The 15,639-nt window shown below is 34.8% G+C and carries 13 protein-coding genes and 1 riboswitch; of the genes, 6 read left to right on the forward strand and 7 right to left on the reverse strand.

Annotated elements, in window-relative coordinates; translation table 11 throughout:
* Nucleotides 1–5: 5 nt before the first annotated feature.
* Nucleotides 6–209 carry a sulfur carrier protein ThiS gene (gene thiS / locus JM81_RS05180; RefSeq protein ID WP_144801122.1) on the reverse strand — a complete coding sequence of 68 codons (204 nt, stop codon included), beginning with the start codon at nucleotides 207–209 and terminating at the stop codon, nucleotides 6–8.
* Nucleotides 210–326: 117 nt separating this feature from the next.
* Nucleotides 327–423: riboswitch (TPP riboswitch) on the reverse strand.
* A gap of 350 nt (nucleotides 424–773) precedes the next feature.
* Between thiS and JM81_RS05185 the strand changes: the two genes are divergently transcribed.
* From JM81_RS05185 to pafA, 6 genes are all read left to right on the forward strand, one after another.
* Nucleotides 774–3,545, forward strand: a complete 2,772-nt coding sequence (locus tag JM81_RS05185) for a TonB-dependent receptor (RefSeq protein ID WP_144801124.1) — start codon at nucleotides 774–776, stop codon at nucleotides 3,543–3,545.
* Nucleotides 3,546–3,741: 196 nt separating this feature from the next.
* Nucleotides 3,742–4,419 carry a response regulator transcription factor gene (locus JM81_RS05190; protein ID WP_089259856.1) on the forward strand — a complete coding sequence of 226 codons (678 nt, stop codon included), beginning with the start codon at nucleotides 3,742–3,744 and terminating at the stop codon, nucleotides 4,417–4,419.
* A complete protein-coding gene (locus JM81_RS05195; RefSeq protein ID WP_144801126.1) occupies nucleotides 4,416–5,660 on the forward strand; it encodes a sensor histidine kinase in 1,245 nt (414 codons plus the stop codon). The genes JM81_RS05190 and JM81_RS05195 overlap by 4 nt, the downstream gene beginning before the upstream one ends.
* Nucleotides 5,661–5,705: 45 nt before the next feature.
* Entirely contained in the window at nucleotides 5,706–6,128 is a 423-nt protein-coding gene (locus tag JM81_RS05200; RefSeq protein WP_089259854.1) for a PepSY-like domain-containing protein, read from the forward strand.
* A gap of 18 nt (nucleotides 6,129–6,146) precedes the next feature.
* Nucleotides 6,147–8,177, forward strand: a complete 2,031-nt coding sequence (locus JM81_RS18660; protein ID WP_315897744.1) for a phytase — start codon at nucleotides 6,147–6,149, stop codon at nucleotides 8,175–8,177.
* A gap of 34 nt (nucleotides 8,178–8,211) precedes the next feature.
* Nucleotides 8,212–9,852 (forward strand): alkaline phosphatase PafA, encoded by a 1,641-nt coding sequence (gene pafA, locus JM81_RS05210; protein ID WP_222430288.1) that lies wholly within the window; start codon nucleotides 8,212–8,214, stop codon nucleotides 9,850–9,852.
* Nucleotides 9,853–10,410: 558 nt separating this feature from the next.
* Here pafA and JM81_RS05215 read toward each other — a convergent pair.
* The 6 genes from JM81_RS05215 to JM81_RS05235 all read right to left on the reverse strand — a co-directional run bounded on the left by JM81_RS05215 (nucleotide 10,411) and on the right by JM81_RS05235 (nucleotide 15,470).
* Complete coding sequence (locus JM81_RS05215) at nucleotides 10,411–10,695, reverse strand: hypothetical protein (protein WP_144801127.1); 285 nt, start codon at nucleotides 10,693–10,695, stop codon at nucleotides 10,411–10,413.
* A 1-nt stretch (nucleotide 10,696) separates the two neighbouring features.
* Entirely contained in the window at nucleotides 10,697–11,467 is a 771-nt protein-coding gene (locus tag JM81_RS05220; protein ID WP_409994643.1) for a type 1 glutamine amidotransferase domain-containing protein, read from the reverse strand.
* A 129-nt stretch (nucleotides 11,468–11,596) separates the two neighbouring features.
* Complete coding sequence (locus JM81_RS18590) at nucleotides 11,597–11,821, reverse strand: hypothetical protein (protein ID WP_241240861.1); 225 nt, start codon at nucleotides 11,819–11,821, stop codon at nucleotides 11,597–11,599.
* A 112-nt stretch (nucleotides 11,822–11,933) separates the two neighbouring features.
* A complete protein-coding gene (locus tag JM81_RS05225; RefSeq protein ID WP_144801129.1) occupies nucleotides 11,934–12,884 on the reverse strand; it encodes an alpha/beta fold hydrolase in 951 nt (316 codons plus the stop codon).
* 1 nt (nucleotide 12,885) lies between these two features.
* On the reverse strand, nucleotides 12,886–13,746 hold the full coding sequence (locus tag JM81_RS05230; protein WP_144801132.1) for an alpha/beta fold hydrolase: 861 nt from the start codon (nucleotides 13,744–13,746) through the stop codon (nucleotides 12,886–12,888).
* A gap of 290 nt (nucleotides 13,747–14,036) precedes the next feature.
* Nucleotides 14,037–15,470 (reverse strand): amidohydrolase family protein, encoded by a 1,434-nt coding sequence (locus tag JM81_RS05235; RefSeq protein WP_144801134.1) that lies wholly within the window; start codon nucleotides 15,468–15,470, stop codon nucleotides 14,037–14,039.
* Nucleotides 15,471–15,639: the final 169 nt, after the last annotated feature.

Below are 15,639 nucleotides of genomic sequence, written 5' to 3' on the forward strand. Positions count from 1 at the left end.
ATAGGTCATCCTCCTTGCGTGGCCTGAATTATCAGTATATTGTCGTCATTGGACAATATTGTGGATTCCCATAAATTTTTAGGTACAATGGCGTTCTGTATTGCTACAGCAATACCGGTCTTTGGAGAGTCTAAATGCTGAAGTAAATGAAGAATAGAAGTGCCTTCCTCAAGTTCTAACCGTTCCTCGTTGACCCAAATCGTTATCATATACAGTATATTTTAAATATGCTGTAACCAATAAGGATGTTGAGAAGCTTTTGAATTGACATTTTGTGGCGCAGAGATCCACCACTATCATAAAAAGATGCGTAAACACATATTGCAATGCGTTTTTCAACTTTTCCCTTCGTTGGTGCTAACCAAATCAGGTTCAAAGGGTTTTTCTCAGTCCTAAATCAATAGAACACCCCTAAAGTTTACGGTATAAAGTTATATAAAAATTTTAATGATTATGAAGGTAAAATGTTTTAAAATTTCTATTAAGATCAATAATTGTTTTTACTATTGATGTAAATAACTTAAAACTTTTTAAATAAAAAGTCCAGTTTTTCTTCATTGTACAATAACTGAAATTGCAGAAACCAACTAATATATTCGCTTAAATAAAAAGGATATAATTTTAAAAATCTTTTCCAAAAAGTGAATTTGAAAAATTTTCACCTTAAAAAATGAATAATCTTAATTTTAAATACCGAATTTCTACAGATTTCCTACAGATTTCCCCTTTAGGTTTGAGGTATATCCTAAATAATAAACCAAGAACCAATCAAAATGAAAAAACATCAATTGGTCATTAGGCCATACAATACGGTCTTGTTTACGCTATTGAGCCTGTTTACCATCCTTTGTGCCAGTGCCCAAGAAAAAGCTATCGTTAAAGGTACTATTAGAGATGCTGAACTAAAAAGTCCGTTACCGGGAGCCAATGTAATAATCTCCGGTACAACCAATGGAACTACGGCAAACTTTGATGGTCAATATACCCTTTTCGTATCAGAAGGAACTTTTGAAATAGAGATAAGTTACTTGGGCAATGAAACAAAAAAAATCAATGTACAGGTAAATGCAGGTGAAGTAAAAATTATTAATGTGGAATTGGTTCCCCAAGCCACACAATTAGATGATGTTGTCGTAACCGGTTCTCTTGAAGGTCAACAAAGGGCGCTGAACCAGCAAAAGGCAGCGGATAATCTAAAGAGTATTGTCTCTGCGGATCAAATGGGTAAATTTCCCGATCAAAATTCCGCAGAATCCTTACAACGGGTCTCTGGCGTAAATTTACAACGCGATGAGGGTGACGGTCGTTTTGTACTGGTTCGCGGACTGGCTCCACAATTTACGAACATTAGCATCAATGGTGAACAGATTCCTTCCCCTGAGGGTGAATCTAGATTTGTTGCATTGGACGCCATACCCTCTAACCAATTGTCCTCATTGGAAGTGAGCAAATCCATTACACCGGATATGGATGGCGACGCCATTGGTGGTTCCGTCAACCTCAATACACCAACCGCCACCAAAAGAGAACTTTCCATAAACGGTTCTGCCGCAATGGAATATAATAACGCATCCGATAAAACTGTAGGACAAGGCAGTGTCAATATTAGTAAGCGCTCTGAGGATGGTAAATTCGGTTTTATTCTAAGCGGTAGTTATGCGGGTAGTAAGAAAGAAAATGATCGCTATGAATTTGATGGCTGGGGAGACGTAGGCTCCAATGATATAGAACTACTGGAAATTGCAGATTATACTATAGACCGTAACAGATACGGGGCAAGCTCCACATTTGACTTTAAAGGACAAAATACCAATTTATACCTAAGAGGCCTATTCAGTGAGTTAAGGGAATATGAAGTGCGTAGAAGGGCTACGTTCCAGGCAGAGGAGGAAGATGGTGAAATAGAATATGCATACACCAAAGAATTAAAGGACAGACCAGAAAACCAAGGTGTTCTTAGCCTTAATTTAGGTGGCAGCACGGTTACCCCGGGTTTAATTTTTGACTATGAAGTTTCCTATTCCAAAGCTTGGCAAGATACCCCCCGTAACGACCAAGTGGTGTTTGAAAACGAAGGCTCCCCTTTTGTGTTCAACGTAACGGACAGATTAAATCCTAAATTGGTGAGCTTAAACGGCATTGGTGCCGAAGCCGACCCCCTGACCAATTTAAGCCTGCTCGAGTTTAAGGAATATGAAAAGGAAAGCACACTTGCAGAAGATGAGAATATAACCTTAAAATCTAACATCATTATGCCCTTTACCATTTCTGAAAATACAGGAGAATTTAAATTTGGAGGTAAAATTAGGCTTAAGGAAAAACAATATACCGTAAGGAACTTTGAACTACTTGAATATGACGGAGACCAAGACCTTACGCTGGACAGTAATAGCTTTTCAGATAATTTCAATGCCATAGGATTTATGGACAGTAGCTTCAACACCCCTTTGGGCAACTTTATATCGTTAAATGCAGTAGATACCTTTGTAAATGCCAATTTAGGTGATTTTGAATCTGATACGGAAAAAGCCATTGAAGAAACCGTATCCCAAGAATATATTGCTTCCGAAAATGTTTATGCCGCCTATGCCATGGGTAAAATCAATTTTAAAAAGCTAATGGTTCTTGGTGGGCTACGATATGAAGCTACACGTTTTACCTATGATTCCGGCATATTTGATGAGGAAGCCGGTGAGGCTATTGCTGTAAATGGAGAAAATGACTATAATTTTTTATTACCCATGCTTCACCTCAAGTATAATGTTAACGAAAATACCATATTAAGGGCATCTGCAACACAGAGTTATTCAAGACCAAATTTTCAAGCCTTAGCCCAAGGCGCCGTATTTAATTCCGCAGATTTGGAAGCAGAAATATTTAATCCGGATTTGGTACCTGTAGAAGCAGTAAATCTTGATATTTTTGCGGAGCACTATTTTGGTACCGTAGGTCTGGTAAGTGCCGGTGTGTTTTATAAAAAGTTGGATAACTTTATTTACCAACAGACTACGGATAGGGAGTATAGGGGAATACCAAATGTAGAAGTAACGCAATCGGTTAACGGTAATACGGCCAATCTAATTGGTTTTGAACTGGCCTATCAACAGAAATTGAGTTTCTTACCTGGCTTTTTAAGTGGGTTTGTTATTTATGCAAATTACTCGTACACCAATTCTAAAGCTGAAGTCGAAAATTTCTCCGAGGATGACGAGATTACCGAAATAGATTTACCTGGTCAAGCTAAACATGTTGGTAATGCTGCATTGGGCTATAATAATAAAGGATTTGATGCGCGACTTTCCTTCAACTATAATGGTGCTTTTACTAGTGAATTTGATGGTAGCGATTTAGTAAGGATAGATGACCGTATGCAAATTGATTTTACCATGAGCCAGTCTTTTGCCAAAAAAAGAATGACAGCATATATAGAGTTGGTAAATATTAATGATGAAAACCAAATTGAACTATACAATACCATTGCCACGCCCCGTGAACGTCAGCGTTATGGTAGTTGGGGCAGATTAGGGTTACGCTTTAATTTTTGATTAAAATAGAATTCTTGACGATTCTATAAGCCTTTAAATTACGAATACAGGGTTATAACAAGCTATTTTATAAAAAGACATCATACCATGGACATAAGGTCTTAATATTTTTTTTTCAACAACTAGTTTAATCACTTTAAGTATCTTGGAATATCCTTAGGCTACAAATAATATATATGGCCTTAAAATGTGAGTTATGAAACTGCTGATCATAGAGGACGAGAGCGAACTATTGGAAGATTTAATGGATTTTTTCAAGAAAGACCATTTTCTATGCGAAAGTGCTACAACGGTTGCCGAAGCCCAAGAAAAAATATATATGTATAATTATGATGCCATTATATTGGATATAGGCTTACCGGACGGATCAGGTCTGGAGGTTTTAAAATCGTTAAGAACAGTAGATAATAATGCCGGTGTTTTAATTTTAAGCGCATATGATGCCATTGAGGATAAAGTGAGCGGATTAAATCTTGGTGCAGACGATTATTTGGCCAAACCCTTTGACTACAATGAACTCAATGCACGTATAAAATCCATTATTAGGCGAAAACATTTTAAAGGTAGCAACATGGTAGTTTTTGATACCATAAGCATTAATACGGATTCTCAAGAAGTACATATAAACCAAAAATTGATAGACCTTACCCAAAAAGAATATCAGCTACTCATCTTTTTTATCAGTAATGAAAACAGGGTCATCACCAAAGAATCTATTGTAGAACACCTTTGGGGCGACAATACGGATAGTTTTGATTCTTTTGATTTTATTTACACCCACATAAAAAATCTCAGAAAAAAAATCATTAAATCTGGTGATAAGGATTATTTAAAGACCGTCTATGGAATAGGCTATAAATTTCAAAAGGAGTGAAACTATTAATCAAGACCACCCTTTATTATGTAATTGCCTCACTTCTATTTTTCATAGCTGCAGGATTTATTATCGTTTATGATTTTAATAATATTCTTGATCAAGAAATCAACAATCTCCTCATAAATAGTGAAGAAATAGTAACAACTCAAATAGTAAATGACATTCCGTTGGAATCTCTCAACAACTATGAACAGGTCATTGAAAAAACAAATTCAAAGGCTTTTTTGGACAAGCCCAGTTTTAAGGATACCACTAGATATGATATCATTGATGACAATTTTCACAAATACAGAATGTTGCGGGTTACCAGAAGAATTGGCAACAATTATTATGACATCTCCATTTTTAGGTCACTAATACAACCCAACACCCTGGTCAAGCAAGTATTACTTTCTTTATTTTCTGTTTTCTTGGGCCTGTTGGCCTTTTTAATCGTAAGTAATCTGTTGATTTCACGAAAAGTTTGGCTTCCATTCAAGGAAACCTTACGTACATTAAACAATTATGAACTGGGAAGTACCAGTCCTATCTTGCTCAATAAAACCAGCACGCAAGAGTTTAATCAACTTAACGACATTATTTTGGCAATGACCTCCAAAATTAAGTATGATTATATAAACCTAAAGGAATTTACTGAAAATGTAGCGCACGAAATACAAACACCTTTGGCCATTATTCGTAGAAGATGCGAAAAACTATTGCAGCAGAACGATCTTAATAATGATCAGACCAAATCTATTATGGCAATATATAATAACTGTCTTCGCCTATCCAAAGTAAACAAGGGTCTAACGCTATTGACCAAAATTGAATCCGGGGCATATCAAGTAGAAAAAAATGTAAACCTAACTCAAATCTTGATATCCCAAATAGCGCATTTTCAAGAAATGATTTCATTAAAAAATTTGACTCTAAACCAAGAGGTTAAGCATGAAATCTTACACGATATCAATCCAGAACTGGTGGTAATCCTATTTTCCAACTTTATTAAAAATGCCATAAACCACAATAATGACGGCGGTCATATAAAAATTAGTACTAAAACCGGAGAAATAGGTTTTTACAATGCCGCCAAAAATGGCCCTATAAACCCTGAACTGTTTCAACGTTTTAAGAAATCGGAAAGTAATTCTTTAGGTCTTGGCCTTTCCATCATTACAAAAATTTGTCGTCTTCATAACATTAAGTTATCCTATGAATACGGGAACGACACCCATAAATTCCGACTTTTATTCTAAAACAGATTCTCTACAGAATTAACATATAGTTTTACGACCAAGAAAATGAAAAAATCAATTTTTATCATCATCGTATGCATTCTTGTTATTACATGCAAACAGGTAACCATACCCAAACATGTGCAAAAATCATTTATGGATAAGGTTCCTGAAGCAGAGGATGTACTTTGGACTGTAGAAAATAATATTTACCAGGTCGACTATTTTTTATCGGCCAAACATACAAGCTCCTACTTTGATGAACAAGGTCAATGGTTAGAGACAGAAACAGAAATAGCAGTAGATGAACTACCCCACAAAGTTTTACAAACGCTACGAACCAAGATGGGAGAATATGAAATTCTGGATATAGAATTGGTAGCGACCAGAGCGGGTAAAATACTCTATGAAGTTGATTTGGAAAAAGACGGTAAAACCTATGATATCCTTTTTGATCAGGAAGGAAAAATTTTAAGAAAGAAAATTTAAAGCAACTGCAAAAACCATATGATGAATCTTAGACCCCTTTTTATAATTACCATTATCCTTTTTCAAAGTTGTAAGCAAGCTGTTCAACATAGTGAAAATGCGCTACGCCCTAAAATTATTACAGAACAAACACCACATGATACAGATGATCCGGCCATATGGATCAATGAGGACAACCCTGAAGAAAGTTTGATTATAGGAACAGATAAAAATGAAGATGGCGGTCTATATGTATATGATTTAAACGGAAAAATAATTGAAAGCAAAACCGTAAAAGGCCTTAAACGCCCTAATAATGTGGATATTGAAGAGTTTGAAATGGGTGAAGAAGAATTCTCCATTGCCGTCACCACAGAAAGGTTAACCAATAAAATACGAATCTTTAGAGTGCCAGAAATGACACCTATTGACAATGGCGGAATACCTGTTTTTGAAGGTGAAGAATTAAGAGCTCCTATGGGTGTGGGACTTTACAAAGATGCTGATGACCAAGTGTTTGCTTTTGTTGGACGAAAATCCGGACCTGCCGATGGTTACATTTGGCAATATAAATTGGAAGGTGATGGACAAGGAAATATTACCGGTAAAAAGATTCGAGAATTCGGAAAATATAGTGGTAAAAATGAAATAGAGGCTATTGTTGTTGATGATGAATTAGGCTATGTTTATTATTCTGACGAAGGTATTGGAGTAAGAAAATATTATGCGGATGCCGATAAAGGAAATGAGGAACTAGCCCTTTTTGCCAACCAAAATTTTACCGAAGACCATGAAGGCTTAAGCATTTATCAGACCGATTTAGGTACGGGGTATATCATTGTATCTGACCAACAAGCAAATAAATTTCATCTTTTTTCTCGTGAAGGAACTAATGACAACCCACATGACCATCAAGTGGTAAAAGTGATTGACCTGATGACCAATGAAAGTGATGGTTCTGAGGTGACTAATGCTTCATTGGGAACACTTTTTCCAAAAGGACTTTTTGTGGCCATGTCTGATGATAAAACGTTCCATTTCTATAGCTGGGAAGATATTGCAGGTGAAGACCTTTTAATTGCTCCTGATGGTTTACCTCAGCACACAAAGAATGCCATCCATCCAAAATACATTACGGAAAAAGTAGTATTCGATACCGATGACCCTGCAATTTGGATTGACAAAAAAGACCCATCCAACAGTTTCATTATTGGCACGGATAAAGAAGATGGTGGCGGATTATATGCCTTTGACTTACAGGGGAAAATTATAAAAGAAAAATGTGTGCTCGACTTACAACGCCCCAACAACGTTGATATCGCATATGACTTTAAGTTAAACGGAAAACTTGTAGACATTGCCGTTACCACCGAGAGAAGTAATAATCAATTGAGAATATTTTCACTACCAGACATGAAACCTATTGATGGAGGTGGACTTCCTGTATTCACGGATAGGGAAATTAGTGACCCAATGGGGATAGCGCTCTACACCGACCAAAAGACCAACGAAATTTATGCTATTGTTGGTCCAAAAACAGGTCCTGCAACCGGGTATTTATCTCAATACAAAATACATAGTTCACCAAAAGGTACAGCCATGATTACCAAAGTTAGAGATTTCGGAAACTATAGTGGTGTTAAAGAAATTGAAGCCATTGCCGTTGATAATGAATTGGGATATATTTATTATTCTGATGAAGCTTATGGGGTTAGAAAATATTATGCCGACCCTAAAAAGGGAGACGAAGAATTAGCTTTGTTCGGTACTAAAGATTTTGGCCGTGATATAGAAGGTATCAGCATTTATAAAAATGACGATGGAACTGGATATATTCTAATTTCAGACCAACAACGAAATACGTTTAACATCTACCCTAGAGAAGGCGCTAAAGACGCTCCTAACAATCACGTATTACTAAAATCCGTAGAACTTTTAACCCTAGAAAGTGATGGGTCTGATGTTACTTCCGTCGCTATAAATGAAGAGTTTCCAAAAGGTATGTTCGTTGGCATGTCTACAGATAAAACATTTCATATTTACGACTGGCGAGACATTATGCCTGAATAGTTTATCTAAATACATAACTCGAAACATTAGCTAAATGAAACTTCAATTAAACCCAATTTTACTTCTAGCAATACTGGCAATATCCTTTAATGGGTACATGCAAGATGGAAAAGCGGAAAAGCCAAAACTTGTAGTTGGTATTATTGTGGATCAAATGAGGGCAGAATACCTCTCCAGATTTCAAGACAAGTTTGGCGACAAAGGTTTTAAAAGAATTATGAATGATGGTTATGTTTTCAAGAACGCTCATTATAATTATATCCCTACCAAAACTGCACCTGGTCATGCTTCGGTATATACCGGAACAACTCCTAAATTTCATGGAATCATTAGTAATAGCTGGTACCACAAGGATATAAAAAAAGATGAAAACTGTGTTTTTGATGGTAACGTAAAAACAATAGGAAGTACTTCAGATAACGGGGAACGATCCCCGCATAAAATGTTGGCCACCACAATTACTGACGAGTTGCAACTTTCAAGTCAGGGTCGTTCAAAAGTCATTGGTATATCCCTTAAAGATAGAGGCGCAATCTTGCCTGCAGGCCATATGGCAGATGCTGCCTATTGGTATGACGATAGTAATGGCCATTTTGTAAGCAGTACTTATTACATGGACGCCCTACCCGATTGGATGCAAAAATTCAATAAAGATAATAAGGTAAATAAACACCTGAAAACAGATTGGAATACGCTTTTACCTATTGAACAATACAAAGAAAGCACAAAAGACCAACAGGTGTATGAAACCGTATTTGCACATAAAAAGGATTCTAAATTTCCTTACGCGTATAAATCCTTATCGAACAAGGAACGTTACGAGATACTCCCAGAAACTCCTTACGGAAATACAATTGTTGCCGAACTAGCTATTGAAGCCATTGAACATGAAAACCTAGGACAAAATGATGAAACAGATTTTTTAGCCGTTAGCTTTTCAAGTACCGATAAGATTGGCCATGCTTTTGGCCCCTACTCCATTGAAGTACAAGACACCTATTTACGTTTAGACCAAGACTTAGCGCTTTTATTAGAAAAACTAGATAGCAAAGTTGGCAAAGGTAATTACACACTATTTTTAACAGCAGATCATGCAGCTTCAGATGTGAGCTTATATCTTGAAGAACAGAAAATACCTACTGGAACGTATCATCCTGAAGCGGTTATGGCTCAAGTTCAAAACAAACTCAAATTCCTATATAATCTTGATGGAATGATTGAGGCTATATCCGGTGACCAATTGTTCTTAAATAGAGAACTTATAGATTCGAAGAAGCTAGATTTTAATGCAGTATTGAATACATGTAAAAATGAGTTGATGAAAATACCTGGTGTTTTTGAAGTTATGCTAAGACCGGATTTAGAAAGATTTGAATATACTACCGATGAAAAAGGAATGGTACAGAGAGGATACCACATACAGCGTTCAGGAGACGTGGTAATATTGTTTAACGCAGCTTGGAGTTCTTTTAGGGAATACGGAACCGGACACGGTAGCGGCTACACCTATGACACCCATGTGCCTATGCTTTGGTATGGCAGTAATATTCCAAAAGGGTCGAGTACTAAACGTAAAAGTATTACCGACATCACACCCACCTTAACACTTATGTTGGGCTTGAAATTCCCAAATGCCACTACAGGAGAAGTTATTCAAGAGCTTTTTAAAGAATAAGCCTTTTTGAAATTTAAATTACAAGTCTAAAACCTTAAAATTAGGATATAAAAAAAGCCACTGAAAAATCAGTGGCTTTTTTAGTCGGGGTGGCAGGATTCAAACCTTAGCCTGTAATCAATTAAATATCAATAAGTTATAATTTTATAAACGTAACTGTTGACCGATTTGTTGACGATAATTTAAATGTACTTAAAGTAAGATGACTTACTTTCTGATTTTATAAATATAAAATTAAAACAATTCTCTGAGTAATAGATTTGGATTAATTTTCATTTATATAAAAACAAGCCATGAAAAACTTTCGTTTTACAGGAACATTAAAAAATTAAGACTTTAACGGTTAGTATAATAGCAGTAGCGAAAGATATGCTAATTTTTTAATTAGCAAGCTGTCAAATAGAATTAGAAACCATTTATTTAATCAACCAAACCATTATCGCTTTTATAACCTATCGTACGTCGTATTTTATGCAAATTTATTATTCATAATCTTTCATTTAATATCAGGATACTATTCATCTCTTAAACTTTTCAAAGGTTTTGCAGTTGCAGCTTTTAAAGACTCGAAACCGACAGTAAGCAGGGATATGCCTCATATTCTAGATTGCTTAAGTCAAGGGTAGTTATTCCTTCAGCATCACTGCTTAGCATTTGCTGATTTATAATACCATCAGAATCTACACCTGTTTTTATAAGGATCGCTTCAAAACTTGAATCAGGTATGCTTACATAAGCATGATTCAAAGACGCAATATTATCATCATTTGAGCATGAAACTGTACTACCCATAAATACTATTATGCAGAAATATGCAAGTAAAATTTGGTTTGATTTTTTCATGTTATTGACTGACTTCTCGATTATTTAAATTTTCGATTATTTTTAATACTACATCTTTAGATGATAAATAATTTTGACCTGTAATTACATTTCCTTGTACCTCTACATGTACGGAGTTTCTAGGAGAATATTTAAATATTCCACCTCTTTCTTCTATGGTCTTTTGAATTAAAAAAGGGAATTGCTTAAAATATTCAGCACCCTCTTTTTCATAAGCTTCTGGGTATCCACTAATTATTTTATTATTTACCAAGTACTTCCCATCTTTTGTTTTTAAATCAACAATACCAGCCGTTCCATGACATACTGAAGAGACAATACCATTATATTCTTCAAAAATGGTCATTGTTATTTTTTGAATTTCTTTATTCTTAGGCACATCATACATTGCACTTCCACCTCCGATATAATGAATCGCTTTATAATCTTTTGCAATAATTTCTTTAGGTTTTTTGGTGTGTTTTAAAGCATACATAAAGTCTTCACTGTAAAGCAGATTTTTTTGGAGTGAGTCAGATGTATTAATATAAGCTAGTGGAATACTACCTCCATTCGGACTAACGAAGTCCACAGTAAACCCTTCCTTTTTAAACGTATCATAAGCATTAACAATTTCAGAGAAGCCATTACCCGTTGGAAGTTTAGATGTTCCATGGAATGAGGCATTTGATACTATAAATAATATTTTATCACCATTTTGGTTACTTTTTTCACTGCTAGCAGTTTTGCTAATAATTTTCCACTCGTTTTCAATTTTTTTTAAAAGAAACAAATCAATGTATCTTAAACCACTCTTAGGGATAATAATTTCTGCTTTTGCAGTAGCAACACCTTCAAAGTTGTCAATCGATAAAATGTTACCTATTCTTCCCGTAAATTCTCCTTCTTTTTTATTTTTATATCAACTTGCATATTCTTTGACAGGAACGGTCCAAAGTGTTTTGTTACTTTTTTCTAAATACAGGTTTGCATTGGTATAAAATGCTTTTTCAATAAGTGCAGATTTATTGTAAGAAGTACCATTTATATAATTTAAAAGCGTGTTTTCTATTTTAGATACTTCCGTTTGTGCAAAAACTGAAGCGTTTAACATTAGGAATCCGATGAATAAAAGAAAATGTTTCATAAGTATTTTTAGTATGGTTAATTAAATGGATTCAAAAATTAAGGCTTGTCTATAGTCTCAAACAAATTCTGCTCCTTCTCTATAAAATACCATTCTTGTTTCCATTTCTTTTTTAACCATTAAATTTTGCCAACCATTTTAAAATCGATTCATTTGTTTCATGTGGTAACTCTTGTTGAATGTGATGGCCACACTCTAGACAAATCACATCCAGATTCGGAACAAAATGCTGTAGCCTTTCAAATTTTGGAATCATATCTAGATTACCATAGATCATAAGTGTAGGCTGTTTGATGATTGGGTCTATATCTGCTAATAAGTGCCAGTTTCGGTCAAGGTTTCTATACCAATTAATAGCGCCATTAAACCCAGAATTTCTAAAGGCACTTACAAATACAGACAAATCAACGTCGTTCATAATAGGCTCACCAAAAGGCTTTTCCGCTTTTGCAAGATTCATCATTAACATTCCTGGTTCTGGTGGTGCAAGAGGCAAATTCTTACGAAATAAATTACGAAGAAAGTTTTCTGCATGATTCTCTAACACAGCATCTGCTACTCCTGGTTTTTTATTAAAATGAACAAAATAGAAATCTTCACCAAAAATCTCTTCCATAAACTGAATCCATGGTTTTTCACCTCGTTCTTGATAAGGTAATGCAAGATTTAGTATTTTATTGACACGCTCTGGATGCAAGAGTGCAAGGTTCCAAACTACATTTGCGCCCCAATCATGCCCCACAAAAACAGCATCTCTGTAGTTGTAATAATCAAGTAAGGCCACTAAATCATCTGTTAAATGGGTTATATCATATGCCGTTACTTCTTTAGGGCGCGATGAATTTCCATATCCTCTTTGATTTGGAACAATGACATGATAACCAGCTTTAGCAAGCGCTGGTATTTGATAACGCCAAGAAAAGGCATGTTCGGGAAAGCCATGACAGAGTACAATTGGATTGCCAATATTTTCTTTACCCGCTTCAAATACTTCTAACTCAATTCCATTTATTGAAATTATATTGGATTTGGGAAATTTTAAAGATTTAATTTCTTGTATCATTTCAGTGCCTGTTTTTATCAATAATTAAATCTTCTATTTTTTTAAAATCCTTTGAATTTGGTACGTGTTTAGCATCTTCAATCAAAACAACTTCTTCTATAAAAGAAAATATTCGTTTTGCTCTTTTAATCATTTTTTTTCCGGGAAACATGATATCCTTTTCACAGGCAAAAATGGAAATCGGTGTTTTTATTCTATTTGCATCATTTTTAGATAGTATTGGTAAAGGAGAAAAATCCATATTGCAGTGTTGAAACGTAGAAGACATAAACTCTAATGCAAAATCATCGTATTCAGAAAAAAGTACGTTCATTACCTTTTTAATGTGCTTTTGATTGTTAGTTTTTATAAACTTTTTTAATGGTAGGAACATTTTAAACAAACCTACAAGAGGATTGCCATTTACCATATAGACTGGAGCGATTAAGAAAACCCGTCTAATTGGTGTCTCGTTAAACTCCAGTGCTTTTAAGCTAATGAAACCACCAAAAGAAAAACCTACTAGGGTCACATCTTTCAATCTTAGTTTTATAACTACTTCTATAAACCATTTTCCATAATCTAAAGATTTCATGTCTAATCGATTCTCTGCACTTTTATTGGGTTGTGCTAACACATCTACTGCATAGACACAATATTTTGAAGCTAGATTGGGGAAAGAATCTAAAATTTGTGGTGCACAACCTCCTGTGCCGTGAATCAGTACTAATGGAGGGTTTTTAGTGTCGCCAGTAATGATAACATTAGTGACTCCAAACTTTGTTTCTATAAATTTTTCTGAATATTCAATATTCAGCTCATTCAACTTTTGATTGTAAAGGGATAAGATTTTTTCTTTTCCTTCTTTTGATTTGAAAAACATGTACTGTTCGTTTTTTGATTGATGATTATGATTGATGTGTTTAAAATATTATGACGAGCGATGATTGGTATGTATTACACTTTAATTTTTATTGTTAATGGCACACTTTTTTTGCTTCAACAAAGATCTATCAAGAAGCAATGCGTTTCCAAACCCTTATGAAGCCTTATGTATAAAGTTTGATGATAGATTGAAAATTATGACGCAGTTGTATAAATTATGATGCAAATAAGCCTTTCTATTACATCTTAATTTAGTTTTCATGATTTATATACATTTTTACCAGTAGTTTATTTTTCAATGACTAAGTTTTCCAAATACCTTAGTGCAGTAGCCACTAGATTCTTTCGATTTTTTGCTTTTTCATTAAAAGAATCCAACGTCTCTCTGTTCAATTTTCGTCCCTTTACAAAAACATAGGTGGGTTTTTTAAGCGAAGACAACTTAAAAAGCGGGTTTTCATCCACTAATAACAAATTAGCAATCTTGCCCTCTTCAATAGTTCCAAGTTGATTCATCATTGAATGCGTTCGAGAAGCATTGACAGTAGCTGTTTTCAACACTTCATAATTAGAAAGGCCAGCTTCTTTGTAAAAGGCCAGTTCTGTATGAATTGAAAACCCTGGAAGCGTAACTCCAATACCACCATCAGTGCCACAAATTATAGGTACTCCAGCTTCATGCAGTTTATTAACGATGTTCATGTGAAAATCATGCTGTTTTTTTATCCGCTCAACGGTCGTAGGATCTTCCTGCTTGGCATTAAACCAACGTTCAAACTGTCTTTTGCTATCATCCATTTTAATGAGTGGATTCATATACCCTAATGATTCTGAATCTAAAATGTCATCATCCATCATCATTTGATAAATATTATGAAACACCGTAAGTGTAGGACTATAACTTGTATGTTTAGACGCGGAAATAGAATCAATAACAGCCTGAAGCTTAAGGGTATCTAAATCAAACTGCAAAGGTTGCTGTACAATTTCTTCAGCATGTTCAATGGATTTGATTTGTGGATTTAAATGATATGAAAATGGAACTTTTTGAGAAGGGTGAGCAACAATGTCCATTTCAGAAATCTTGGCTTGTTCAATCACTGCATCAAAAACTTCCTTATCCAATCCATAATACGTTTTGATGAAATCGTAACCTCTGTCTTTATATTCTACAACCTTGTCTTTAGCTTCACTCGGATTACTTAGATTTAAATTGTCATCACCAATGAACTCAGAGCCTGTTAGTTTTGGTCCTGTTGTAAAAAACGATGGTGAAAAAATATTTTCTTCCATTACATCTTCTTTAATTCTTAAATGCATTGGCATACCCCAAAGATTTCTAACTGCTGTTACACCGTTGGATAGGTAGAGTCCGAGTTCATATCTATCCCACACATGCACATGCATATCTATAAGTCCTGGTGTTAGGTATTTGTTCTTTGCATTAATAATTTCAATCCCTTTGACCTCAATAGTGTCTGCAATCTTTTCAATAACTCCTTTTTTTATATACACCATTTTATCAACTAAAACAGTGTCCTGATTCATTGGGATGACATTGACTTTTTTTATCAGGTAAGAATTATTAGATGCAGTTTCATTCTTATTAATCTCAAGGTAATTTGTTCCTGATGAATCAACCCAAAGTGTAATGATTCCTATTAGCACAAGCAGGCCAATGAGAGCGAATACAATTTTTAAAAGTCGTTTTACTATTTTCATTTGGTTAAATTTAAACATCAGATTATATCAGTCAGAAATAAGTGGTAGTTGTGGTTATATTTTTTCTTTTCCTTCTTTTGATTTGACAAAAATACACTGTTCGTTTTTTGATGCTTCGACTGGGCTCAGCACGAGTTGATGATTTATAAATTGGGAAAATCCATAGCGA

The organism is Maribacter sp. MAR_2009_72, from assembly GCF_007827235.1.
Taxonomy (GTDB): domain Bacteria; phylum Bacteroidota; class Bacteroidia; order Flavobacteriales; family Flavobacteriaceae; genus Maribacter; species Maribacter sedimenticola.